This is a genomic window from Anaerolineales bacterium (assembly GCA_025808555.1).
GTDB lineage: Bacteria > Chloroflexota > Anaerolineae > Anaerolineales > UBA11579 > JAMCZK01.
In genome coordinates this window covers 850,866-871,694 of sequence record CP075526.1, presented here as the reverse complement: position 1 = coordinate 871,694, position 20,829 = coordinate 850,866, and the positions used below count along the sequence as shown (strand labels likewise).

23 protein-coding genes, 4 tRNA genes and 1 other annotated feature are annotated in these 20,829 nt (G+C 59.9%); of the genes, 20 read left to right on the top strand and 7 right to left on the bottom strand.

The genetic code is table 11. The features are described 5' to 3' along the window. Window positions 1–53 precede the first annotated feature (53 nt). Window positions 54–1,754: a tetratricopeptide repeat protein gene (locus tag KIT08_04595; GenBank protein UYN90518.1), complete on the bottom strand. Its 1,701-nt coding sequence runs from the start codon at window positions 1,752–1,754 to the stop codon at window positions 54–56. A 64-nt stretch (window positions 1,755–1,818) separates the two neighbouring features. On the opposite strand from KIT08_04595, the gene KIT08_04590 reads away from it, so the two are divergent. Further along, window positions 1,819–2,742, top strand: a complete 924-nt coding sequence (locus KIT08_04590; protein UYN90517.1) for a LysM peptidoglycan-binding domain-containing protein — start codon at window positions 1,819–1,821, stop codon at window positions 2,740–2,742. On the opposite strand, the gene KIT08_04585 is transcribed toward KIT08_04590, so the two are convergent. Both KIT08_04585 and KIT08_04580 read right to left on the bottom strand, forming a co-directional pair. Continuing rightward, a complete protein-coding gene (locus KIT08_04585; GenBank protein ID UYN90516.1) occupies window positions 2,743–3,951 on the bottom strand; it encodes a site-2 protease family protein in 1,209 nt (402 codons plus the stop codon). A 3-nt stretch (window positions 3,952–3,954) separates the two neighbouring features. Then, window positions 3,955–4,782 carry a tetratricopeptide repeat protein gene (locus tag KIT08_04580; protein ID UYN90515.1) on the bottom strand — a complete coding sequence of 276 codons (828 nt, stop codon included), beginning with the start codon at window positions 4,780–4,782 and terminating at the stop codon, window positions 3,955–3,957. 307 nt (window positions 4,783–5,089) lie between these two features. Between KIT08_04580 and KIT08_04575 the strand changes: the two genes are divergently transcribed. From KIT08_04575 to rplL, 16 genes are all read left to right on the top strand, one after another. Continuing rightward, the gene (locus tag KIT08_04575) at window positions 5,090–6,181 is read left to right on the top strand and encodes a TRAM domain-containing protein (protein ID UYN90514.1); all 1,092 of its coding nucleotides are present in this window, start codon (window positions 5,090–5,092) and stop codon (window positions 6,179–6,181) included. 2 nt (window positions 6,182–6,183) lie between these two features. Further along, entirely contained in the window at window positions 6,184–7,674 is a 1,491-nt protein-coding gene (gene cysS, locus KIT08_04570) for a cysteine--tRNA ligase (GenBank protein UYN90513.1), read from the top strand. 1 nt (window position 7,675) lies between these two features. Next, complete coding sequence (gene rlmB, locus KIT08_04565; GenBank protein ID UYN90512.1) at window positions 7,676–8,419, top strand: 23S rRNA (guanosine(2251)-2'-O)-methyltransferase RlmB; 744 nt, start codon at window positions 7,676–7,678, stop codon at window positions 8,417–8,419. Between the two features lie 9 nt (window positions 8,420–8,428). After that, entirely contained in the window at window positions 8,429–9,043 is a 615-nt protein-coding gene (locus tag KIT08_04560; GenBank protein ID UYN90511.1) for a hypothetical protein, read from the top strand. 139 nt (window positions 9,044–9,182) lie between these two features. Next, a tRNA-Thr gene (locus KIT08_04555) sits at window positions 9,183–9,254 on the top strand. Between the two features lie 54 nt (window positions 9,255–9,308). Beyond that, window positions 9,309–9,391: transfer RNA gene (locus tag KIT08_04550), tRNA-Tyr, on the top strand. 111 nt (window positions 9,392–9,502) lie between these two features. Then, window positions 9,503–9,574, top strand: a tRNA-Thr gene (locus KIT08_04545). Between the two features lie 51 nt (window positions 9,575–9,625). Beyond that, window positions 9,626–10,828 (top strand): elongation factor Tu, encoded by a 1,203-nt coding sequence (tuf, locus tag KIT08_04540; GenBank protein UYN90510.1) that lies wholly within the window; start codon window positions 9,626–9,628, stop codon window positions 10,826–10,828. A gap of 25 nt (window positions 10,829–10,853) precedes the next feature. Beyond that, window positions 10,854–11,021, top strand: coding sequence for a 50S ribosomal protein L33 (gene rpmG / locus KIT08_04535; protein ID UYN90509.1), 168 nt, complete (start codon window positions 10,854–10,856; stop codon window positions 11,019–11,021). 38 nt (window positions 11,022–11,059) lie between these two features. After that, window positions 11,060–11,132: transfer RNA gene (locus KIT08_04530), tRNA-Trp, on the top strand. Window positions 11,133–11,182: 50 nt separating this feature from the next. Beyond that, window positions 11,183–11,392 (top strand): preprotein translocase subunit SecE, encoded by a 210-nt coding sequence (gene secE, locus KIT08_04525; protein UYN90508.1) that lies wholly within the window; start codon window positions 11,183–11,185, stop codon window positions 11,390–11,392. Between the two features lie 258 nt (window positions 11,393–11,650). Then, on the top strand, window positions 11,651–12,256 hold the full coding sequence (gene nusG, locus KIT08_04520) for a transcription termination/antitermination protein NusG (GenBank protein UYN90783.1): 606 nt from the start codon (window positions 11,651–11,653) through the stop codon (window positions 12,254–12,256). Window positions 12,257–12,347: 91 nt separating this feature from the next. Beyond that, on the top strand, window positions 12,348–12,773 hold the full coding sequence (rplK, locus tag KIT08_04515) for a 50S ribosomal protein L11 (GenBank protein UYN90507.1): 426 nt from the start codon (window positions 12,348–12,350) through the stop codon (window positions 12,771–12,773). 83 nt (window positions 12,774–12,856) lie between these two features. Next, the gene (rplA, locus tag KIT08_04510; protein ID UYN90506.1) at window positions 12,857–13,582 is read left to right on the top strand and encodes a 50S ribosomal protein L1; all 726 of its coding nucleotides are present in this window, start codon (window positions 12,857–12,859) and stop codon (window positions 13,580–13,582) included. 33 nt (window positions 13,583–13,615) lie between these two features. After that, window positions 13,616–13,768 (top strand) — a sequence feature (ribosomal protein L10 leader region). 5 nt (window positions 13,769–13,773) lie between these two features. Further along, complete coding sequence (gene rplJ / locus KIT08_04505; GenBank protein UYN90505.1) at window positions 13,774–14,298, top strand: 50S ribosomal protein L10; 525 nt, start codon at window positions 13,774–13,776, stop codon at window positions 14,296–14,298. A 37-nt stretch (window positions 14,299–14,335) separates the two neighbouring features. Then, window positions 14,336–14,713, top strand: coding sequence for a 50S ribosomal protein L7/L12 (gene rplL, locus KIT08_04500; protein UYN90504.1), 378 nt, complete (start codon window positions 14,336–14,338; stop codon window positions 14,711–14,713). Window positions 14,714–14,743: 30 nt separating this feature from the next. Here rplL and KIT08_04495 read toward each other — a convergent pair whose 3' ends face one another. Continuing rightward, window positions 14,744–15,388 (bottom strand): hypothetical protein, encoded by a 645-nt coding sequence (locus tag KIT08_04495; protein UYN90503.1) that lies wholly within the window; start codon window positions 15,386–15,388, stop codon window positions 14,744–14,746. Between the two features lie 107 nt (window positions 15,389–15,495). Between KIT08_04495 and KIT08_04490 the strand changes: the two genes are divergently transcribed. Both KIT08_04490 and KIT08_04485 read left to right on the top strand, forming a co-directional pair. Beyond that, the gene (locus tag KIT08_04490; GenBank protein UYN90502.1) at window positions 15,496–16,173 is read left to right on the top strand and encodes a response regulator transcription factor; all 678 of its coding nucleotides are present in this window, start codon (window positions 15,496–15,498) and stop codon (window positions 16,171–16,173) included. Then, complete coding sequence (locus KIT08_04485) at window positions 16,174–17,652, top strand: HAMP domain-containing protein (GenBank protein ID UYN90501.1); 1,479 nt, start codon at window positions 16,174–16,176, stop codon at window positions 17,650–17,652. Here the strand turns inward: KIT08_04485 and KIT08_04480 are convergent. Both KIT08_04480 and KIT08_04475 read right to left on the bottom strand, forming a co-directional pair. Continuing rightward, the gene (locus KIT08_04480) at window positions 17,606–18,310 is read right to left on the bottom strand and encodes a transglycosylase SLT domain-containing protein (protein UYN90500.1); all 705 of its coding nucleotides are present in this window, start codon (window positions 18,308–18,310) and stop codon (window positions 17,606–17,608) included. The two genes, KIT08_04485 and KIT08_04480, sit on opposite strands and share 47 nt — an antisense overlap. Before the next feature lie 25 nt (window positions 18,311–18,335). Beyond that, entirely contained in the window at window positions 18,336–18,989 is a 654-nt protein-coding gene (locus KIT08_04475) for a hypothetical protein (GenBank protein UYN90499.1), read from the bottom strand. A 164-nt stretch (window positions 18,990–19,153) separates the two neighbouring features. Between KIT08_04475 and KIT08_04470 the strand changes: the two genes are divergently transcribed. Next, complete coding sequence (locus KIT08_04470; GenBank protein ID UYN90498.1) at window positions 19,154–19,624, top strand: NUDIX domain-containing protein; 471 nt, start codon at window positions 19,154–19,156, stop codon at window positions 19,622–19,624. A gap of 88 nt (window positions 19,625–19,712) precedes the next feature. Here KIT08_04470 and KIT08_04465 read toward each other — a convergent pair whose 3' ends face one another. Then, window positions 19,713–20,825, bottom strand: coding sequence for a hypothetical protein (locus tag KIT08_04465; GenBank protein UYN90497.1), 1,113 nt, complete (start codon window positions 20,823–20,825; stop codon window positions 19,713–19,715). Window positions 20,826–20,829 lie beyond the last annotated feature (4 nt).

Below are 20,829 nucleotides of genomic sequence, written 5' to 3'. Positions count from 1 at the left end.
CCTTAACGGCGAGATTATAGCCCTGCGTTTGGGGCTTTGCAAGACGGCTTGCTTTAGGGGCTTGTGCGCTCTTCGGCTTGCTGGCGCCACTCCGTAGGCATGGCTGAGGCGGGCAAGTTGAGTAGGCTTTGCCAGTCAGGCAGCGCATTATCGGCCTGATTGAGCGCTTCTAGCGCGGTGGCCCGCCAGTAAAACAGCTGAGCGCGCTGGCTATCAGATTTAGCTAGTGGCGCCCCCGCGTTCACCTCAAAAAAGGCGCTGCTGGGGTTACCGGTCAGCAGCAGGGCCTGCGCCAGGTAGACGCGGGCTTCAAACCAGTCAGCCGCCCCGGCGACCGCCACGCGGAAATCGCTTAGGGCCGCTTCGTTCTGCCCGGCTTCCAACTGCTGGATGCCACGATAGTATGCCGCCGAGGGCAGGTTGGGGTCGTACTCCAGGGCGCGTTCAAAGGCCTCACGGGCAAAGGATTCGTTGCCGTTGAGCTGGTGCGCCAGGCCAAGCAACTCCCAGCCGCGCCCGTCCTCGCCTTCAAAGCCCAGGTACAGCTGCAAGGTTTGCACGGATTCGGAGTAGAGCCCTAGGCCTTGCTGGGCGTTGGCGATGGTGAGATAGCTGGGCAGGAGAGTCAGATCGATCTCCTGGGCGCGCAGTGCGGTTTCGAGGGCATTTTGATATTCGCCGCGCACCAGGTAGATCTGCGCCTTCTGATTTAGCACCACGGCATTGTTGGGCGCGATCGCTTCTGCAGCCTGCACATCCACCAGGGCCTGATTCGGGTTGGCGCGGCTGAGGTTATACGCAGAGCGCTCCAGATAGCCTTCTACCAGGTTGGCGTCAAGCAGCAGAGCGGTGTTCAGATCCGTCAGGATGCTGGCAGTGCTCGCATCCTGCGCGATCAGGGCACGGGCGCGGCCCAGATAACCGTAGGCGAAGGAGGCGTTGATGGCGATGGCCTGTTCATAGGCAGCCATGGCCGCGGGCAGGTCGCCATTTTGCAGGCGGCTCTGGCCCAGGTAATAGGCCGCGTCTGCGGCTTGTGGGTTTTGTGCCAGGTAGCTTTCAAACAGGCTGGCCGCTTGCGCCCACTGTTTGGCGTCGTAGGCAGCCAGCGCATCACTGAAGACGGCGCTGTCTGCATGCGGTGTGGCCAGATAGCGCGGCGTGGCGGTGTAGGTGGCCTGCAGCAGTTCCCGCGGGTCACGTGGCGCCACCACGATCTGGCGCGTGGCGGTGGGCTGGGGCGTGCCTGCCGCGGTGCGGGTCGCCACCGGAGAGCCGCCAGGGGTGGCTGTGTTGACGAAATTGGGAATGATGCCTTGCTGGGTGGCGTAAAAGACGGCTGCGATCAGCGCAATGCCGCCGAGGAGGGTGCCCAGTACCCAGCCAGCCGACCAGGCCTGGTCTACGCGGCGCTTGCGGCGTTTGCGCACCTTGGGCGCAGCGATCTCGCTGGTTTGCCATTCACCCTGGTCCTCCGGCACGAAGGCGGGCACGCCGTGTTCTGGGATGTCTGCGCCTAGCAGTTCCAGGTCGTGTCGGGCGGCGCTGTTGTCAGGGTCCAAAAAGAGCACGTTGTGCAGGCAATAAACGCGCTCCTGGCGGGATTCGACTGCAGTGCTCATCAGCAGCCAGTAGAGCGGCTCGCGATTGTCTGTTCGCATTAGGGCGAGCAACAGCTCGCGAGCACGGGCTGAATCGCCGGATTGCCCGGCTTCAACCGCCTCTTGCAGCATCTGGTCCTTGGTAAGCGCCATTGGGCGTGAGTCTAGCACACGGCCTCACGGCGGACAAGAAAGCCCGGTTGATATAATTTTTTCCGTGCAACGCCCTATCATTGCAGCTTTGGTGCTTGTTTTCTCGCTTTTATTGGCAGCTTGTACAGGCGCGGCGCAGGAAAGCACTCCCCAGCCCTCTGCTGAGATCACTGAATATTCGCTTGCCACCGCAACGGCCACCCCGGGAGAGGTAACACTAGAGTTCGAGCTGCCTACGCCTACCCCGCATATGTATACGGTTGTGCAGAATGACACCTTGTTTGCGATCGCGGCGCGTTTCAACATCACGCTCAATGCTTTACTGGCGGCCAATCCGGGCATCAATCCGCAGGCCCTGTCGCCAGGCGCCCAACTACTGGTGCCCTCCGGCGCAGGGGCGTCCACTACCCCAGTGCCGCAGATCACGCCTGTGCCCGCCAGCATGCATCCGCCGCGGTGCTATTCCACTGCGGCTGGCGAATTGTGGTGCCTGGTGCTGGTGGTCAACGATGGCGAGCAGCCCATGGAGAACGTGACCGGTTTTGTGCGCTTGCTCAGCGCCGATGGCGCCGAAATGGCGCTTATTGAAGCTGTACCCCCGCTCAACTTACTGCCCATTGGCGCGGCGATGCCGTTGGTGGCCTACAGCGCCAGCCCACCGGCCAATTGGGCCAGCGCCCAGGCAGAGGTCACTTCTGCTTTTTGGGTACAGAGCGACGAAGCGTTGTATGTGCGTATAGACAGCGTAGATTTTGGCTGGAGCGCCAGCGCAGAGGACCCTGCCGCAGTCCGGGTGCAAGGCCAGGTAAGTTTGGCCGGCCAGGCCAGCAGCCTATGGGTGATGGCTGTGGCGTATGATGCCGCGGGCCAGCCAGTGGGCGTACGGCGCTGGGAGAATAGCAACGGCGAAACAGGCTTTGACTTCTGGGTCTACAGCTTGGGTGCGGAAATTGCGGATGTACAGGTGATAGTAGAAGCGCGGCCTTGATCAAGGCCCGCCAAACGGCCCTTGGATCAGACGCAGGGGGATCGGCGTGAATACCAGGATCATTATGAGGATCCCAATCCATGCAAGAATCTTGCGGCCCGTATCTAGCAGAGTAACGTCATCGCGCGGTTCGGCGTTGGTGCGGCCCATATAGAAGATCAGGAACACCCAGATCCACCAGCCGGAATAAAAGAATCCGAGAATGGCCAGGCCGGCGAGAATGAACGGCCACAGCACACGCATGCGCTTGCCCATTAGTGCGTACAGAATGTGCCCGCCATCCAGTTGCCCGGCGGGCACCAGGTTGAAGGCGGTGACCAGCAAACCCGCCCATCCAGCCCACGCCACCGGATGCAGGAATACATCCATGCCGCCGAGGGGAGTGGGTTGGCCAGTGAAGATGTAGCGCAGCCAATACACGATGGGGTGCAGGCCGCCGTAGCTCTCGGGGGCGGGTAGCCACTGCCCAAAGATGAGGTACTTGGAAGCCAGGTAGAGGATCGAGTTGCCCTCCAGGCTGATTGCGTCGCCGGCGGGTATGAAGGCAGGGAGTTGGTTTAGCTCTGAAAGACGCAAGCCGATCAGCAGCACTGGGATGGCAACCACAAGCCCGGCCAACGGGCCGGCGATGCCGATATCAAACAGCACTTTTTTATTGAGTGGCTGCTCTTTCAATCGAATGAACGCACCCAGCGTACCAAAGGGGCTGAAAGGGAACGGCAAGAAGTAAGGGAGGGTGACTTCGGTGCCGTGATAGCGCGCCGCTAAGTAGTGCCCAAACTCATGCGCCAGCAAGATGCTTAAGAGCGCGGCGGCGAAAGGCAGTCCACTGGGGAGCGCTGCCAGCCACTCGTTCAGATTTGCGGGAGTGTGCTCACCCAGTTCGTATAAGACGCCGGTGAACACTACGCTGGCCAGGGTCAGCAGGAAGAAAGCAAGGTTTACCCAGGGGTTGGAGCGTGGTGGACGCGGCCCGGCTGGCACCATCAGGATCTCGTGTTGCCCTTTGTCTTCCCTCAGGAATACGTTGAGCTTTTGAGCTTTGAGCGCAGCGGTCAGCTCGCGGTGCGTGCGCTCCGAGTTGATGCGTAGTTTGCCGCTGTAACGCACGGTGTAAGGCAGCCTGCCGCCGCCTTGGGTAACCTGCTCAATGTCAAGATAGCGCGCAACCAGTGGGGTGACGGTGTCAGTGTTTTGTTGTTCGCTCATGGGTTAGAAGAGCAGGGATGCCAGCTCTTTGCGGTAGGTTTGGGTTTGTAGGTTGTGCTCGCCCAGCAGGGCCAATATGCCCAGTGCGCAGCGGTGAGCCAGGCCGGCAGCGTAGCGCTTGTTTTCACGCAGGAGTTCAAGCAGGCCGTCCATGGCGGCTTCCAGTTGGCCGCGGCCCACCAGGCGCAAACTGTTGGTGAGTAGCGCGCTCCATTCGTCCTCGCCCAGGTCCCCATTGGCGTCATCGGCCATGGCCTGTGCGAGTGGGATGAGCTGTTCGGCCAGGCCGTACAGCTTGCTGACCGGGAAAGCGCGCAGAATGGGCAGCGCGCCGGCGAAATCACCTTGAACTAACAGCGCCTTAGCAAGGCCTAGCAGGGCCTGCGGGTGATCAGAGTCATTATCGAGAATGAGGCGGAAGGCCTGCTCCGCCGCTGGCCAGTCTTGCAATGACAGCAAGTGCTCGGCGCGGCCGACTTGCAGGTCATAGCTGCTGGGGCCAAGCGCCTGCAGGAATTCGCTCAGCCTTGCTTCGGGTTGCATACCGTTAAACTCCGCCACCATCTGGCCGTTGCGGAACGCTTTGACCGCGGGGATATCCTTGACGTGTAGTTGCGCAGCCAGGCGTTGATTGGCATCGACATCCAGTTTAGCGAGGCGGAAGGCGCCGCCAGCCTCCTGGGCTAAGCGTTCCAGAATGCGATCCAGAGTCCGGCAGGGAATGCACCACTCCGCCCAAAAGCTCACCACGACAGGCTGCTGAAGCGAATGCTCCAGCACCTGTCTATGGAAATCAGCCTCGCTAATGTGGATGATGTGGTCGGAAGCCATAATAAATAGATGGGCTGTATCCTACCAAAATTCCCTCAGAGAATTCTTAAATCGGTCAGCGGCTTGCTTATTTGACATGCCTCCGCGCGGCGTGCTAAGATAGGTAAGCTGTTTCACTTTTTTGATCCTCGCACTTATTTTTGCCTCGGGCCTGACCCTTGGCCGGCATATGCACTCATTTGGTCTTACCGAAACAGCACATGAGCAAAAGTAACTGAACAACCGCCGGCGGCTGAGTTTTTGCCTTTGGGTTTGGCATGAGCGCTCCTGGGAGCGCTGTTTGCATTAGGCAAAGAACTGGAGCCGAATGAGCGTTAGTTTCGTCTTGCGATTGATAGGCATGCTGGGGTTCGGAGCCCTGGGTGTATACGGAGGCGTGGAATTTGCCAACCTCTCCGGTGAAGACCCGCAGCAGTTTGCCCGTATTTTTGGCCTGGTGGGGGCCTTGGTTGGCCTGGTTCTTACTCCTTACATTACTGTGCATCCTTTCCGGGCAGTGCGGCGCATGTTGGCGCAGATCTCGTCCCGGGCATTGTTGGCTGGCCTGTTTGGCCTGATCATCAGCTTGGTGATCGCAGGCTTGCTGGCCTTCCCGCTTTCTCTGCTGCCGCGGCCGTTCAGCCAGATCCTGCCGCTGGTCTTCGCGGTGGTTATCAGTTATTTCGGCGTGACGGTTTTTATCTCGCGCCAGAATGACATCCTCTCGTTTTTGAATCTTCCCAGCCGCGGTGCAACGCCTGAAGGGCGCACCCGCAGCGGCAGCGAGAACGGCACCAGCATTTTGATGGATACCAGCGTGATCATTGACGGACGCATTGTGGATATTGCCCGCACCGGCTTCGTGCCTGGGGCGCTGATCATCCCGCGCTTTGTACTGAACGAGCTGCAGCACATCGCCGACTCCGGCGACAAGCTGCGTCGCCAACGCGGCCGCCGCGGCCTCGAGGTGGTTGCCTCGCTGCAGAAAGACGCCAGATTGGGCGTGCGCATCAGCGATGTGGACGTGGAAGGCACGCGCAATGTGGACGACAAGTTGGTCATCCTGGCGCGCCAGATGCATGCCCCCGTGCTGACCAATGACTTCAACCTCAACCGGGTGGCCGAACTGCAGGGTGTGACCATCCTGAACATCAATGAGCTTGCCAACGCGGTCAAGACCATCTTTTTGCCCGGCGAAGAGCTGGCCGTGAAAGTGATCCAGACCGGCCGTGAGCCGCGCCAGGGCGTTGGTTACCTGGACGATGGCACCATGGTGGTCATCCAGGATGGCAGTGAGTATATTGGCCAAACCGTGCAGGCTTCGGTGACCAAGGTGCTGCAGACGGCCGCCGGCCGCATGGTGTTTGCCAAGCCAGAGAACGGGCGCAACCGCCGCAACAACAAGCCGTCAAAGAACTAAACATGACTCTACGCATCTACAACACACTCACGCGTCAAAGCGAAGCATTCGAACCGTTGACCCCAGGCCAGGTCAGCATGTATGTGTGCGGCCCTACAGTGTACGACAATGCCCACATTGGCCACGCCATGTCCAGCCTGGTGTTTGATATTGTGCGCCGCTATCTCGAATATCGCGGCTATCAGGTGCGCCATGCCATGAACTACACCGATGTGGACGACAAGATCATCGTGCGCGCCAACGACTCGGGCGAAGAGCCACTGCACCTGGCCGAGCGTTACATTGAACAATATGCCCAGCACCTGCGCGAGCTGAACGTGCTGCCCGCCACGGTCTATCCGCGAGCCACAGAGGAGATCCCTGCCATCATTGAGATGGTGGGCGGCTTGATCGACTCCGGGCATGCGTATGCCGCTGAAGGCGATGTGTACTACCGCGTGGAGAGCGATGATGATTATGGCAAGCTCTCGCATCGCAAGCTGGAAGACATGAACGCCGGCGCCCGCATCAATGTAGACGAGCGCAAAGAACACCCCATGGACTTCGCGCTATGGAAGGCCGCCAAACCCGGCGAGCCGGCCTGGGACAGCCCCTGGGGCCCTGGCCGCCCCGGCTGGCATATTGAATGCTCGGCCATGGTGTTTCGCCATCTGGGCGAGCAGATCGATATTCATGGGGGCGGCAACGACCTGATCTTTCCTCATCATGAGAACGAGATCGCCCAGAGCGAGAGCCTGAGCCATAAGCCGTTTGCGCGCTATTGGATGCACAACGGGATGATGCAGCTCTCGGGCGAGAAGATGTCCAAGTCGCTGGGCAACCTGATCACCATCACTGATTTTGTCGCCAACCATGAGCCAGACGTGCTGCGCATGATGATCCTGAACACCAGCTATCGCCGCCCGCTCACCTACAGTGATGAAGTGGTCGAGGCGGCAGGCCGCGGTCTGGAGCGCCTGCGCAGCGGGCTCAACCCGGCGCTGCCGGGCGCCAATGGCGCTGCCGCGGATGCGTTGAGTAGCCTGCAGACCGAAGCCGAGGCCGCGCTGGGCAAGTTCACCGCGGCGATGGACGATGATTTCAACTCAGCGGCCGCATTAGCCGTGTTGTTCGATCTGGTGCGCCTGATCAACCAGACGCGGGATACTGGCGCCACCGATTCCGAGCTCAAGCCAGCACAGGATGTGCTACGTGAGCTGGCCGGGGTGTTGGGCTTGCGTTTGGAGCGTGCACAGAAGAACGTGGACGCCGCTCCGTTTGCTGACCTGGCGGCTAGCCTGCAAGCTGAAATTGCTGACGCGGCCATTTCGGCCGGACTCAAGGCGGCTGCAGGCAATGATGTTGCAAGCATCATTGCTGCACTTCTGGAGGCTCGCGTTCAGCTGCGTACCCAAAAGCAGTGGCAACTCTCCGACACCATTCGTGACCGTCTGGCCGCACTCGGCGTCGTGGTGGAAGACAGCGCTGGCGGCACCTCGTGGCGCTGGGGCTAATGTGAGAGAATGGGTCTACGGCCGCAACGCAGTCTATGAAACCCTGCGGGCGGGCCGGCGGCGGCTGTATAGCCTGAAGATCGCCGAAGGGGTGCAGCCCAGCCCGCGCCTGCAAGAGATCCAGCGCCTGGCGCGGGCTGCCAAGTTGCAAGTGCAGCAGGTGCGCCGCGGCGAGCTGGACGGCTACATAGACGGACACCACCAAGGGGTGGCGCTGCAAGCCGAAGAGTATCCGTATGCTCACATGGGCCAGTTGTTGGAGAAAGCCAAATCCTCCGCCCAGCCGCCCTTCTTTCTGATTCTCGATACTTTGCAAGACCCACAGAACTTTGGCACTTTGCTGCGCACCGCCGAAGCGGTGGGTGTGCACGGCGTCATCATCCCGCAGCGGCGCACGGCCACCATTACGCCGGCGGTGGTGAATGCGTCTTCGGGCGCGTGCGAGCACTTGCTGATCGCACAGCACAACCTAGCCCAAGCCATCGATGAGCTTAAGCGCGAAAGCGTCTGGGTCATTGGGCTCGACGGCGGCCAGGAAGCGCAGCCGTTGGGCCGCCTCAAGCTGAATATGCCGATCGCGCTCGTCGTGGGCAGCGAGGGCGAGGGGATGCGTCGCCTGGTGCGCGAATCGTGCGACGGGTTGCTGCGCCTGCCGATGAGCGGCCAGGTCGAGTCGCTCAATGCCGCCGTGGCTGGCTCAGTGGCGCTCTATATGGTGTGGCAAGCGCGCGGTTTCTCTGCCTAGAGAGTTTCCATGAGCGACGTCCGTGTGCGTGACTATCTAGCGTATTCCAAGTGGCTTCTTGTAGGCTGGGCGGCTGGCCTCCTCGTGGGTTGGATGCTGGACCGTTACTTTAGCTTCGGCAATCCTGTGCTTGAAGGCCTTAGCCGCTTCATTGTTGGTTACGGCGATACGATTGGTGCCTCGCTGGGTATGCTGGTGGGCCGGCTGCGAGCGCGGCGCAAGTCACATGCCGAGACCTTCTGGCTGGGTACCGTGCTGGGTACGCTGGTTGGCCCGCTGGTCCATTTTGTGATGCTGCGCCTGGGGTTCAGTTCCGCCGGGGTGCCGGGCGCCTTGATCGCGGTGGCCTATTCCAATGCCGATAACTGGGGTGGAGTCCTCTCATCGTTTCTGTCGGCCAGGCCGGGCAATACGCTTGCTGGCGCCCTTGCCAAGCTGTATCAGGACAAGTTCGTGGTTGCCAATATAGCGGTGCTGCTACTTCTGCTGGGGCTGGCTATAGCTATTCGTCTGGCCGGGTTTGCGCCCACCAGCTACCTCTCGACGGCGATCGAGGGGGCTGTACTGGATAATGACAGCACCCTGGCGGTGCTCCTGTTCTATTTTTGGTCCCGAAGAGCCTAATTTTCCGATTCCAGCATTGACTCAGCCCGCCAACGCGGATAAACTTGCGCTCTTGCCAAGCACTCTCGGCAGCAGGAGGGTGGCCCTTGGTAAGCTCTGCGCGCCTGTGCGCAGTTAAGTTAACAAAACGGAATAACACGCCGACGTAGCTCAACGGCAGAGCAACCGCCTTGTAAGCGGTAGGTTATGGGTTCGATTCCCGTCGTCGGCTTCCGCGCAACGCAAGCATAGGGCACTGCAATGTGCGTGCGTTGCGCGGAATCATGGGCAGATACCCAAGTGGCCAACGGGGTCTGACTGTAAATCAGATGGCGTACGCCTTCGGGGGTTCGAATCCCTCTCTGCCCACTACGTGGAGTCCGCTTTTATTTTTGCGAACTCCAATAGGAGCGTGAAGCACGCTGCAGCGCGTGGTGATTGCGAAGCAATCACCCTGGCAAGCGGCGCAGCCGCTCGCCAGCCCTCATAGCTCAGTGGTAGAGCGCATTCTTGGTAAGAATGAGGTCATGGGTTCAATCCCCATTGAGGGCTCTGGAAGTAAAGAAATAATTTGAAGGTCAGGTAATTAAGGAGACAGTAAGAATGGCGAAGTCAAAGTTTGATCGCAGCAAGGCGCACTTGAATGTGGGAACGATGGGACACATCGACCACGGCAAGACGACCTTGACGGCGGCGATCACCAAAGTAGCGGCTCTGATGGGCAAGGCTGAGTTCCGCGGCTACGACCAGATCGACAATGCGCCGGAAGAGAAAGAGCGCGGTATCACCATCAACATCACTCACGTGGAGTACGAGACCGAAAAGCGTCACTACGCCCACGTGGACATGCCGGGTCACCGCGACTACATCAAGAACATGATCACCGGTGCAGCCCAGGTGGACGGCGCCATCCTGGTGGTAGCGGCCCCCGACGGCCCCATGCCCCAGACCCGCGAGCACGTCCTGCTGGCTCGCCAGGTGGAAGTGCCCAGCATTGTCATCTTCCTGAACAAGGTTGACATGATGGACGACCCCGAACTGCTGGAGCTGGTCGAGCTGGAGCTGCGCGAGCTGCTCACCAGCCAGGGCTTCCCTGGCAGCGAGACCCCGATCGTGCGCGGTTCTGCGTTGAAGGCCCTGGAGAGCACCTCCACCGACCCCGACGCCGAAGAGTATGCTCCCATCCGTGAGCTGCTGCGCGTGATTGATGAGTACATTCCGGAGCCGACCCGCGAGACCGACAAGCCGTTCATGATGTCGATCGAAGACGTGTTCTCGATCAAGGGTCGTGGCACCGTAGTGACCGGCCGCATTGACCGCGGTGTAGTGAAGCTGAACGACGCGGTGGACATTGTGGGCCTGCGTGAGCAGCCGGGCAGCACCGTCGTGACCGGTATTGAAATGTTCCACAAGCAGCTGGATGAGGGCATGGCGGGTGACAACGCCGGCCTGCTGCTGCGTGGTGTGGACCGTGAAGGTGTGGAGCGCGGCATGGTATTGGCCAAGCCGGGCAGCATCAAGCCGCACACCAAGTTCATGAGCGAAGTGTATGTGCTGAAGAAGGAAGAGGGCGGACGTCACAAAGCCTTCTTCACGGGTTACAAGCCGCAGTTCTACATTCGCACGTTGGATGTGACGGGTGAAGTGACGCTGCCGGACGGTGTGGAGATGGTGATGCCGGGCGACAACGTGAACCTGCAGGTGCAGTTGCAGACCCCGGTGGCCTTGGAGCAGGGCTCCAAGTTCGCCATTCGTGAAGGCGGCCTCACCGTGGGTGCTGGCGTCATCACCCAGATCTTGTCCTAAGGGACTGGTAGTTTAGGAGCTTTACATGGCTGGTAAGAAAGGCGTACGTGTGGTTATCACTCTGGAGTGCACTGAGTGCCGTGAGCGTAACTACACCTCTGAGAAGAGTCGCCGCAATGACCAAGCGCGGTTGGAAATGAAGAAATTCTGCCCGCGCTGCAAAGTGCATCGCCTGCACCGCGAAACCAAGTAGTTTTCCGGGTGCGCGCCTTTATGGCGCGCATCTGGCTTAGGCGAGTAGCTCAATTGGCAGAGCACCGGTCTCCAAAACCGGGGGTTGCGGGTTCGATTCCTGTCTCGCCTGCCTGAAACGTATCCGCAAGCAGATTGGCTGCTTGCTTGAAGGAGATTGGCATGACTAACCAAACTCAGGTTCGCCAACCCAACGCCATTCAGCGTTGGTTCCGTGAAACCATCGCTGAGTTGCGCAAAGTATCCTGGCCCACCCGCGCGGAGGCGCTGGCGCTGACCCGCATCGTCATCATTGTGATGATCATCATGGCCATCATCCTGGGTGGGTTGGACACGCTGTTCGGTAGTTTTTTCCGCTGGCTGTTGTACTAACGGGCCGGCAGTAGGGTAATAACCATGTCAGAAGAATTTGAGTCGGCGCAAGCCCCACTGACGCCGCAAGACGGCGAGCCACAGCCAGAGGAAACACTGGCTGACAGCCAGCCTGCCCAGGCTGAGCCTGAAGCCGCGCCTGAGATCGCCACCGCTGAGGTGGAAACTCTCCAGGAGCAAGCGCCGGCCCCAGAGCCTGTGGCTGAAGAGCCGGGCCCTGTGCAGGAAGACAAGCCGCGCCCGCAGACCACGCGCCGCATGGCGGATGAGTTCTCTCGCGATGGCGGCGACGATGTGCCTGACTTCAGCCAGGTGCCCGCTGTAGAGGGCGAGCATGCCGATGGGCGTGCCTGGTACGTAGTGCACTGCTACTCGGGCTACGAGAACAAGGTGCGCCACAACCTGGAGCAGCGCATTGAATCGATGGGCATGAAGAACCTCATCTTTGATGTGGTTGTGCCCACCGAAGAGGAAATTGAGGTCAAAGAAGGCAAGCGGCGCACTGTTGAGCGCCGCGTCTTCCCCGGCTATATCCTGGTCAATATGATCCTGTCTGAAGAGTCCTGGTACGTGGTGCGCAACACACCCGGCGTCACCAGTTTCGTCGGCCAGGGCAATACCCCGCTCCCCCTGCGCCCAGAAGAGGTTTCGCAGATCGTCAAGCGTATGGAAGCGGAAGCCCCGCGCATCAAGGTCACCTTCAAGCAGGGTGAGCGTGTGCGCATTGTGGATGGTCCGTTCAACGATTTCCGCGGCACGGTTTCGGAGATCGATATGGAGCGCGCCAAGGTGCGCGTGATGGTCAACTTCTTTGGGCGTGAAACCCCGGTGGAGTTGGACTTTTTGCAGGTAGAAAAAGCGTAGTCAATTTGTGGGAGAGTGCGGCGCAAAAGCGCCGCGGGCCAATGCTGCGCATTGGCTTCAGAGGCTCGCTAAGACCACTTAGGAGAAAAGAATGGCAAAGAAACTGAAAGCAGTAGTTACCGTTCGCATCGAGGCTGGCAAAGCCAGCCCGGCGCCGCCGATCGGCCCGGCTATGGCTGGGCACGGCATTAACCTGATGGGCTTCTGTAAGGAATACAACGCCCGCACGGCCAACCGCGCCGGCGACATTATTCCGGCTGAAGTGTCCATCTACACAGATGGTTCGTTCACCTTCATCCTCAAGACCCCGCCGGCCTCCACGCTGTTGGCCAAAGCGGCTGGCGCCGCCAAGGGCGCCGGTGAGCCCAACCGCCAGAAGGTGGGCGAGGTGACCCGCGCCCAGGTGCGTGAAATTGCTGAGATCAAGATGCCCGATCTCAATGCAAACACCATTGAAGCCGCGATGAAGCAGATCGAAGGCACTGCCCGCAACATGGGCATCACCGTCGTTGACTAAGTTGTGGGAGAGTGCGGCGTAGAACGCCGCGGGCCAATGCTGAGCATTGGCCACATGGCTCGATAGCACCACGAAGGAGAAAGATGGCTAAAAAAGGCAAGAAGTACCAGGCAGTAGCCGCCAAGGTGGCTGAGAAGGACTACTCCCCCAAGGAGGCCTTGCAGCTCGCCAAGGAGACTGCCTACACCAAGTTTGACCCCACGGTTGAAGTGCATATTCGCCTCAATGTGGACCCTCGCAAGGCTGACGAGCAGGTGCGCGATGTGGTGATCCTGCCGCACGGCTTGGGCAAGACCATCCGCGTGCTGGTGTTCGCTCAAGGCGAGGCTGCCAAAGCCGCCCGCGATGCCGGCGCTGACGCCGTAGCCGATGATGATGAGACTCTGAAGAAGATCTCCAACGGCTGGCTTGACTTTGACGTTGCCCTCTCCATGCAGGAGATGATGGGTAATCTGGGCAAGAGCGGCCTGGCACGTGTGCTCGGCCCGCGCGGTTTGATGCCCAACCCCAAGGCTGGCACGGTGGTCTCCTCTGCGGATGACCTGCCGCGCGCCATCAAAGAAGCCAAGGCTGGCCGCGTGGAATTCCGCGTCGACAGCACCGGCAACCTGCATGTGCCCATCGGCAAAGCATCTTTTGAGCCCGAGAAGCTCCAAGAGAACTTCGCTGCGTTGCTGGATGCGGTCGTAAGGGCGCGTCCTTCCGGCGTGAAGGGCGTGTATGTCCGCCGCGTGTCTGTGAACGCCACCATGGGTCCTTCGATCAAGGTGGACACCTATCAGGCAACCACCCCCGGGGCCGCTGCGTAAAGCCGGGCAATTGCCTGGTCATGTAGTACAATCTGCACCGCTTTCGCTCTACCAAAGACAGCAGGCGTTTGCGCAGCAATCTGCGCAGGCTTAATCCCCTGCCGAGGTAAGGGCTTTACCGTAGTTTCTGACTGCGTAAAAGTCTTTGCTTCGATTTTCTGGAGCAAAGACTTTTTGTTTAGGAGGTAAGTTTGGCGCTTTCAAAGGAAAAGAAGCAAAGCATCTCTGCGCAGTACGAGCAGTGGCTTGGCGACGCGGAAGCCGTATTCCTGACCGAATACTCCGGCCTCAGCATGCCCGCCTTCGATGAGTTGCGCAAGCGCATCCGCGAGGTCGGCGGCGAATTCCACGTGATCAAGAACACGCTGGGCCGCCGGGCCTTCAAAGCCGCCGGTTACGAGGTGCCCGAGGCAGATCTGCTCGGCAGCACAGCCATCGGCCTGGCTTTCTCGGATGCTCCTGGCGTAGCCAAGGCGCTCTCAGACTTTGCCAAAGATCAGGAAGCCGTAAAGATCAAATCCGGTTTCCTGGGCAAAGATTATCTGAGCAAGCAAGACGTCACCCGTTTGGCCACCCTGCCCGCCCTGCCTGTTGTGCGCAGCCAGTTCCTGGCGCTGCTCAACACGCCCGCTACGCAGCTGGTGCGTTTGCTCAATGAACCTGGCCGCCGTGTGGCCCAGGTCATCAAGGCCAGTGCTGAAAAAGCAACGGCATAACAACAAAACATACTGAATATCTAAGGAGATATTGAAAATGGCTGATCTTAGCAAATTGGTTGAAGAGTTGGGCAAGCTGACCGTTGTGGAAGCTGCCGAGTTGGTTTCCAAGCTTGAAGAGGCTTGGGGCGTTTCCGCCGCCGCCCCCGTGGCCGTGGCTGCCGCTGCGCCTGGTGGCGCCCCCGCGGCTGCCGCCGAGGAGAAGACTGAGTTCGACGTCTTCGTGAAGGATGCTGGCCCCAAGAAGATCGAGGTCATCAAGGTCATCCGCCAGCTCACCAACATGGGCTTGAAGGAAGCCAAGGATATGGCCGAGGCCGGCAACGCCAAAGTTCTCGAGGCCGTGGGCAAGGAAGCCGCCAACGATGCCAAGTCCAAGCTGGAAGCCGCTGGCGCGGTTGTCGAGCTCAAGTAACTCTGGCTCAATCACTAAAAAAGCACGGCCTTATGGCCGTGCTTTTTTGTTGCCCGCGCTCAGCCGCTCGTAGGCCCAGCGCGTGCCGCTGATGGCGGCTGTCAGCAGAAACAGGCTCAGCACAGTGCCTTCGCGGGCATAAAACGGGATCTTATAGATCAGCGAGAGCGAAACGGAGACGATTACGGAGATCATATCCACCGCATAACGGAACTTTGCGAAGGCGATCTTCGTTAACCTACTCAGCTCATCGCAGGTGTTTTCCACTGGGAAGGTGATGGTTTTGAGGTTCAGCACCATGCCGGTTGAAATGCCGCCCGTTAATGTGCCGGCTACTAGCAAGCCCATGCGCTCCAGATAGCTTGCCGGAGTCAGGGTGGCGAAGACCTGATATGTGAAGAAGTCGATCACGCGGCCCAGACACAGCAGCGCAATGATCTGGATCGCATAGCGCTTCGGATAACGAAAGCGGGTCAGCGCTGCATAGGAAAGTGCAAAGGCCAGGTTCACTCCGATGGTTACCAGACCGACGTTTACGTTGAGCACATCTGCCAAGGCAACATTGGCCGCATTAAAACTGCTTACGCCAACGCCACCCACAATGGTAAGGCTGATGCCCATGCCGGTGAGACAGTAGAACAGAAGGGAAAGGAGAAAGCGTACGGATTTTTGCATGGGTATGGGAATGTGTTTGTGCCAAAAACTACATTTAGTTCCTACTCACCTTTATTAATCTTTGCGTACGCTATGATATAGTGAAAATTAATCTTCGGAGAACGAATATGGCGGCTCGAATACTGGTAATTGAAGACGACGAGGCCATTTTGGCGTTCTTACGGCGTGGCCTGGGGTATGAAGGCTATGAAGTAGAAACGGCAGAGACCGGCCAAAAAGGGCTTGCTCTCGCAGGCGGTAACCGCCCTGACCTCGTAGTGCTTGACTGGATGCTCCCGGGTATGGACGGCCTGGAGGTTTGCAAGCGTCTGCGCGCTATGGGCAAGATCCCCATTCTCATGCTGACCGCCAAAGATTCGGTGAATGACCGCGTCCAAGGCTTGGATGCCGGGGCTGACGACTACATGGTCAAGCCCTTCAATCTGGATGAATTGATGGCGCGCATCCGAGCTTTGCTGCGCCGCACCCAAACCCCCAAAGAGAAGTCTTACAGCTTCGGTGATCTCGCACTCGATACAGGCACTCGCCGCGCCCAGCGCGGGGAGCGCGTGATCGATCTCACCGCCAAGGAATACGAACTGCTCGAGCTGTTCATGCGCAACCCCCGCCAGGTGCTTACGCGTGAGCAGATCTATGACAATGTGTGGGGCTATGACTTTGGTGGCGAGAGCAATATCATCGAGGTGTATGTGCGCTACCTGCGCCAAAAGCTGGAGGTAGGCAAGGAAACCCGCCTGCTGCACACGGTACGCGGCATGGGCTACGTTCTGCGCGAAGATGAATAAATGTCGCTGCGCGCCCGCCTCACCCTCTACTACACCATTGTGCTGGGCGCCGTACTGGTCCTCTTTGGTTTTGCCGTCTATGGCCTGATCTCGGTCGTGCAGTTGCGCCAGGTGGACAGCGCCCTTGAGCGCGCTGCCAGAGACCTCTTGTTTGTCGCCCGGGTGGATGACCTGGGCGACATTATTTTTATCCAACGGGTTGCCTTTGACTCCAGCGTGATCAGCCAAGTGTGGAATACCAGCGGCCAGATGGTTGGCGTCACCCAGACCATTGACCCGCAAAGCCCCTTCATGCAGCCGCTGGATGCGGCTGCATTGGAAAGCGCGGACCGCACGTTCACTAGCGTCAGCGTCGGCAGCATTCCATACCGCGTGCTGACGGTGCCCCTGCACTCCAATGGTGAGCGCGTCGGTGTGTTGCAAAGCGGCTCCTCCCTTAGCATCTTTGAGGCATTGCGTACCGACTTGGTGCGCTACCTCATCCTGCTTAGTGGCATCGGCATTCTCATTGCTGGCGGCGTAGGCCTGGTGACCGGGCGCCGGGCGCTGGCGCCCCTGGCCACGGTCACCGACACCGCCCTGCAGATCACACGCGCCGATGACCTTTCGCGGCGTATCCCGCCGCCTTCTGACCCTGAAGACGAGGTCGGGCGTCTCATCACCGCCTTCAACGATACGCTGGGCCGCCTGGAGAAACTGTTCCTTACCCAGCGCCGCTTCGTGGCCGATATTGGCCATGAGCTGCGTACCCCGCTCACCGTTGTGCGTGGCAACCTGGATCTGATGCGACGCATGGGCAAGATGGATGAAGAATCCATGCATAGTATCGAGCAGGAGGTGGTGCGCCTCTCGCGCATGGTGGAAGACCTGCTGGTTCTAGCCCAAGCCGAATCGGGCAAGCTGCCGATGGACCGCCGCCGGGTGGAGCTGGACAGCCTGATGCTCGAGACCTTGAACCAGGTACGCGTGTTGGCCGGCGAAAATGTGCGGTTGGATATCGGCAAGATCGACCAGGTGCTGGTGTGTGGCGACCGGGACCGCTTGCGCCAAGTACTGTTGAACTTGATGGCAAATGCCATCAAGTACACCAAGCCCGGCGGCGTCGTCACCGTCAACCTCTCGAAAGATGAGGCCAGTGCCCAACTGGCTGTGAAGGACACCGGTCTGGGCATCCCTGCCGAGGACCTGCCGCATGTCTTCGAGCGTTTTTACCGTGGCGATAAGTCACGCTCGCGCAGTAAGGACGGCGCGGGTTTTGGGCTGGGTCTTTCGATTGCGTATTGGATCGTACGCAACCACGGCGGCGATATTGAGGTCAAATCCAGGGTGAGCCGCGGCAGCACTTTCACTGTGCGCCTGCCGCTGGCGGATGGCAATTGCCCAGACGCTACCTCTGAGCTGCGGCTCAATACACCGTTTCCGGCTAGGGACTCTACGGCGACGTCTGAGCCCGACGCTCAGCCTGAGCGCACAAGCTAGCCCCGCCCGCCGCCAGCCATTCGTCGAGCACAGGGCTGTGGCTGCGCCCGGCCGCCGCGTCGGTGTAAATGTTCTCTCCCCAATATTGGTAATCTCGGGTTTCTTGCGCCCAGGCGGCGCGTGGGCGGCTGGCGCCGTTGATACCGCCGTTGTAGCCTGCCATGGCCATGCTGGCATTGTTCTCAAAGTGGTTCAGTGAATTGCGCAGGTAGTTGAGGCCGCGCTTAGCGTTGGTATCCGGCGCAAAGGCGTCTTCGCCTTCGGCGAAGTGGTAGGGCATCACCTGGAACAATCCCTGTGCTCCGGCTCGGGAAAGCGCCCGCGGGTCTCCGCATGATTCGATCTGCATCACGGTCGCCACCAGGTTGGGATCAAGCTGGTGTTCGGCGGCCCAGCGCAAGATATGCGCTTCCCAGCGCAGCACCTGCGGAGTGAACAGCGGCGCCAGCTGGCCGCTGTAGGCTGCGGGCGCCTCGGCAACCTCAGCTGCCGCAGGTTGGCTAATCGGCACACCGCCCTTGCTCAGGAAGAATGAAAACGGCAGGTTGAGCAGACCCCAGAAGAGCAATGCACCAAAAATAACGGCGCTGACCGGAGGGTACAGCAAGACCGAGAGGCAGCCACTCGCCTGGCCTGCCTCTCGGTCTCGGTACTGCACGGAAGGAGAATTCCGCTGTTGCACGTTAGTTGTCTACGTCCTCGTAGCTGAAGGCACGCGCGTTCACGTTGGCCTGCTGGCCCTTGGTCATCAGGCCGTTGTACATGGCCGGCTGGGCGGCGCGGTTGCCAGCGGGCTGGCTGCGGCGCATGGTGGGCGGCATGCTGCGCTCACGTTCGGTGAACAGCTTGCCACTGTTGCTGATCAGCGTGCCGATGATGAGCACACGGATGAGCCACACGAACACGGCCACGAAGGCCGGCACCACCGCCAGGAGGGTGCCCATGTCGAGCAGGCCCTCGCCCAGCACCGGGCTGTTGGCCAGGGCGATGGAAACGCCCCACCAGGTCAGCGTGGCGTTCATGGCAGAAGCCAGCACCCAGGCCGCGAACAGGTACCAGGTGTCGGAGCTCTGTTGGCTGCGCAGGTTGGTGTGGTTGGTGAACATGTGGGCAATGCCGGCGAAGTCAATGGCGCAGAAGGCCACCGCCAGAATGGAAGCCCAGGCCACACCGCCGAACTGCAGCGAGCCCATCAGATCGTTCAAGGCAAATTGGGTGGTGCTGAAGTTGAACAGCTCAAATGCAACCAGAGCCGCCAGGATAAAGAGGCCCCACACCAGATTGCGCTGGATAAAGGCCGGTACATTGAAGTGGCGCAGCAAACCTTTGTTGACCATCTCTTTCTCTCCTTTGGCCGTTCAGGCCAAACATCTGTTCTAAAGATGGCCAAAGTATAGAACAAGAGAGCTATAAGAGTCAATCGCCGTGTATGGGGCGCGCGGTTGGGAGTCACTCCCTATATAGGCTGAATCGCACGAATCACGGGCTTATAATTTTTGGGATGGCGAAGACCAGCGCAGGAATCCTGATGTATCGTGTGTTGACACCCGGCAAGCCTGAGGTGTTGCTGGTTCATCCCGGCGGGCCGTTCTGGCGAAATAAGGACCTGGGTGCGTGGTCGATCCCCAAGGGTGAATATACCGACGAAGACCCGCTGGCGGCCGCCCGACGTGAGTTCAGGGAGGAAACTAGCTTTGAGGTTGAGGGGGAGTTTATTGCTTTGCAGCCGGTGATCCAAAAGGGGGGCAAGCAAGTGAGCGCCTGGGCGGTTGAGGGCACTATTGACGCGGATGCGGCCCGCAGTATTGAGTTCGAGATGGAGTGGCCGCCGCGCTCTGGGCGGCGGGCCAGCTTTCCAGAAGTGGAGCGGGCGGCGTGGTTCTCTCTTGATGAAGCTTTGCTGAAGCTCAACCCGGCCCAGACCAGCTTTGTGCTTCAGCTGGCCGAGCGCTTTGGCTTCCCACTTACGTAGACGCATCTTCCCCCATTTTGAATAAATCATATAGCGGAGCGCTGGATCTTGCGCTCCGCTATCTACATGTTTGTTTCAAGCAGCCTGCCTAGGCTAGGGCGCGTTCGGCGGATTTGGACATGCTGAAGGCGGCGTGGTGCATGGCGATTAGCTTGCCGGTATTGTCCATACGGATCAGGTCCGTGCCGCGGGCGGTGTTGCCGCTGGGCAGGGTTGCGCTCCACACCAGCTTAAGGAAGTCAGCCTGTACACCAGCATCCAGCAGGCGGAAGGTGGTCTTGGGTGGGAAGGTCTCACGCAGCAGGCCGGAGTACCAGCTGTACAGTTCGCGGGAGCCGGTGCGGCCCTGGCCGTTGCATACCAGGCGGCCTTCGGTCTGGTAGAGGAAAACTACGCTGTTCGCTACGCCTGAGTTGAGGGCGGCGATGAGCTTGTTGCCGATCTCCAGCGCCTGGGCCACACGCGGGTCACGCGTGGGCGTGGGGGCAGCAGGCGGCGTGGTGGGCGGGTTGGGTTGCGGGTTCTGCACCGGAGGCGTGGGCGGGGGCGCCGGCGCCTGGGCAGGCGGTGCGGCCCAGTCGAAATGGCTGATCGCGCTCCACAGGTCAGTCTTTACGTAAGAGGTCTGCCATTCCCAGAAGTTGGCCGCGTTGAGGCCGATGGTGCGAGCGGTCTGCAGGAATTCGATGACCTGGCTTGCGGTGGGCGACCAGCTACCCTGGCCGTAGGCGGCCCCGGTGGGGATGACGGGCAGTACGGGCGAGAGGGCCTTGTATTCGTCAATGGTGCGCTTGAGCTGCTGGCCCGGATTGCTGGAGCCGACCCAGTAGACCTGCGGCATGTTGATGTCGCAAAATTCCAGGAAGGCGGCGAACGGGAAAGGTGCGTGCAGCTTGGGGTAGCGGTAGGTGCTGAGCGCAATGGGGAACTTGGGCAGGCCGCCACGCAATTCCTGCATGTAGGCTTTCGCCGTACTGGCCATGTTGGTCGCCTTGAATTCCTTCTCAGCGTTCACCACAAAACCATCCAGGCCGAGCTGCTTGACGCGGGTGATGGCGCGCTTGGCCTCATTGACGGCGTTGACGCCGTAGATATACTGCCAACCCCAGGGGGAGATGCCGCGTGAGCGCAACGCCGCCACCAGGCCGGGAACCATATCCACGCCGTTGGTGATGTTGTAGTTGTAGACGCCGTCAGCCACTTTA

Bases quoted from the DNA above. Each gene is read 5' to 3' on its own strand.
- tuf (UYN90510.1), top strand. From the start codon at position 9,626: ATGGCGAAGTCAAAGTTTGATCGCAGCAAGGCGCACTTGAATGTGGGA.
- rpmG (UYN90509.1), top strand. From the start codon at position 10,854: ATGGCTGGTAAGAAAGGCGTACGTGTGGTTATCACTCTGGAGTGCACT.
- KIT08_04490 (UYN90502.1), top strand. From the start codon at position 15,496: ATGGCGGCTCGAATACTGGTAATTGAAGACGACGAGGCCATTTTGGCG.
- secE (UYN90508.1), top strand. From the start codon at position 11,183: ATGACTAACCAAACTCAGGTTCGCCAACCCAACGCCATTCAGCGTTGG.
- rplK (UYN90507.1), top strand. From the start codon at position 12,348: ATGGCAAAGAAACTGAAAGCAGTAGTTACCGTTCGCATCGAGGCTGGC.
- KIT08_04575 (UYN90514.1), top strand. From the start codon at position 5,090: ATGAGCGTTAGTTTCGTCTTGCGATTGATAGGCATGCTGGGGTTCGGA.
- rplL (UYN90504.1), top strand. From the start codon at position 14,336: ATGGCTGATCTTAGCAAATTGGTTGAAGAGTTGGGCAAGCTGACCGTT.
- KIT08_04595 (UYN90518.1), bottom strand. From the start codon at position 1,754: ATGGCGCTTACCAAGGACCAGATGCTGCAAGAGGCGGTTGAAGCCGGG.
- KIT08_04475 (UYN90499.1), bottom strand. From the start codon at position 18,989: ATGGTCAACAAAGGTTTGCTGCGCCACTTCAATGTACCGGCCTTTATC.
- KIT08_04470 (UYN90498.1), top strand. From the start codon at position 19,154: ATGGCGAAGACCAGCGCAGGAATCCTGATGTATCGTGTGTTGACACCC.
- nusG (UYN90783.1), top strand. From the start codon at position 11,651: ATGGCGGATGAGTTCTCTCGCGATGGCGGCGACGATGTGCCTGACTTC.
- KIT08_04585 (UYN90516.1), bottom strand. From the start codon at position 3,951: ATGAGCGAACAACAAAACACTGACACCGTCACCCCACTGGTTGCGCGC.
- KIT08_04560 (UYN90511.1), top strand. From the start codon at position 8,429: ATGAGCGACGTCCGTGTGCGTGACTATCTAGCGTATTCCAAGTGGCTT.
- rplA (UYN90506.1), top strand. From the start codon at position 12,857: ATGGCTAAAAAAGGCAAGAAGTACCAGGCAGTAGCCGCCAAGGTGGCT.
- KIT08_04495 (UYN90503.1), bottom strand. From the start codon at position 15,388: ATGCAAAAATCCGTACGCTTTCTCCTTTCCCTTCTGTTCTACTGTCTC.
- cysS (UYN90513.1), top strand. From the start codon at position 6,184: ATGACTCTACGCATCTACAACACACTCACGCGTCAAAGCGAAGCATTC.
- KIT08_04580 (UYN90515.1), bottom strand. From the start codon at position 4,782: ATGGCTTCCGACCACATCATCCACATTAGCGAGGCTGATTTCCATAGA.
- KIT08_04485 (UYN90501.1), top strand. From the start codon at position 16,174: ATGTCGCTGCGCGCCCGCCTCACCCTCTACTACACCATTGTGCTGGGC.